This is a genomic window from Kribbella antibiotica, from assembly GCF_004349055.1.
In the GTDB taxonomy this organism is placed as follows: Bacteria; Actinomycetota; Actinomycetes; order Propionibacteriales; family Kribbellaceae; genus Kribbella; species Kribbella antibiotica.
Window position 1 is genome coordinate 1 of sequence record NZ_SMKX01000309.1, and the last position, 1,238, is coordinate 1,238.

1 protein-coding gene is annotated in these 1,238 nt (G+C 68.1%); it reads left to right on the plus strand.

Annotated elements, in window-relative coordinates:
* Positions 1-93: 93 nt before the first annotated feature.
* Positions 94-1,050, plus strand: coding sequence for a hypothetical protein (locus tag E1263_RS42385; RefSeq protein WP_132178137.1), 957 nt, complete (start codon positions 94-96; stop codon positions 1,048-1,050).
* Positions 1,051-1,238: the final 188 nt, after the last annotated feature.

Genomic DNA, 1,238 nt, shown 5'->3' on the forward strand with positions numbered 1-1,238 from the left:
ACGCCAAGTCCATCAGGTGCCCTTCTGGATCCACAAAGGTGGTTATCCACAGGGGGTTCGGCGGGGGTTCGGGAAATCGGTCAGGCTTGAGGGGTGGATTGGTGGTGGCGGCAGCGGCTTGTCAGGGACGGGATCGACGCACTGATCCATGACCAGGGCCGGATCGTCTCGCGGGCGCAACTCCAGGCTGCGGGCTGGACCGCCGACCAGATCCGGCGTGGGCTGCGCAGTCGCCGCTGGCAAACCGTCTATCCGACGGTCTACGCGACGCACACCGGTCCCATCGGGTACGACGACCGTCGGCTGGCGGCGCTCTTGTACGCCGGGCCCGAGGCGGCCTGGAGCCATTACACCGCTGCGGAGCAACTCGGCCTGCTCAAACCCGACAGCAGTCGGCCGATCTATGTGACCATCCCGAAGCGGCGCAAGATCCAGTCCCGGCCCGGGCTTGTCATTCACCGCGACGAGCACTGGGGCGACCGGCTCGCCACGGTCGTCCCACCTCGGCGTACGGCGGCTGACGCCGTACTGGATATCGTCGGCATCTCCGGCACTGCTGATCAGGCCGCGGCGGTGATCGCGCAGGCCTGCCAGAGCGGTCGGGTGAGTCCCGCACACATCCTGACTGCGCTCGCCCGGCGTCCGCGCCTACGCCATCGGCGCACGCTCCTTCCGATCCTCATCGACGTTGCTGCCGGCTCTCATTCGTTACTCGAACTGCGGTACCTGCGGGACGTCGAACGTCGTCACGGGCTACCGACCGGGGTTCGGCAACGTGCGGTGGACGATGAGTTCACCGATGTGTTCTACGACGGGTTCAACCTGCTCGTCGAGCTGGACGGGCGCCTCCACCTGGTCCCGGACCAGCGGTGGCGTGATCTCGATCGGGACAACCGGGCGACCCTGCGAGCAGAGGCGACCTTGCGGTACGGCTGGTTCGACGTCACCAGCCGGTCGTGCGAGGCCGCCGTACAGGTGCTGCAGGTTCTCCGCCGGGCGCAGCCGACGCTCACAGCCAGGCCCTGCTGCGCCACTTGCCCGGTCCGCTGAGGGTTTGTGGATCGCCAAGGCCACCCGCTGCCCACCACGCACCACAAAGGTCAGGCGTCGAAGCCTAGGTTGAGTTGAGAGGTGTAGGTGCCGATGGCGCCGGGTGGGGCGAGGCCGGGGCCTGGTGCTGGGGCAGGCGTGGGATCAGGGGTGGCGCCTAGGAGGCGGCGGGTTAGGGCGTCTCGGGA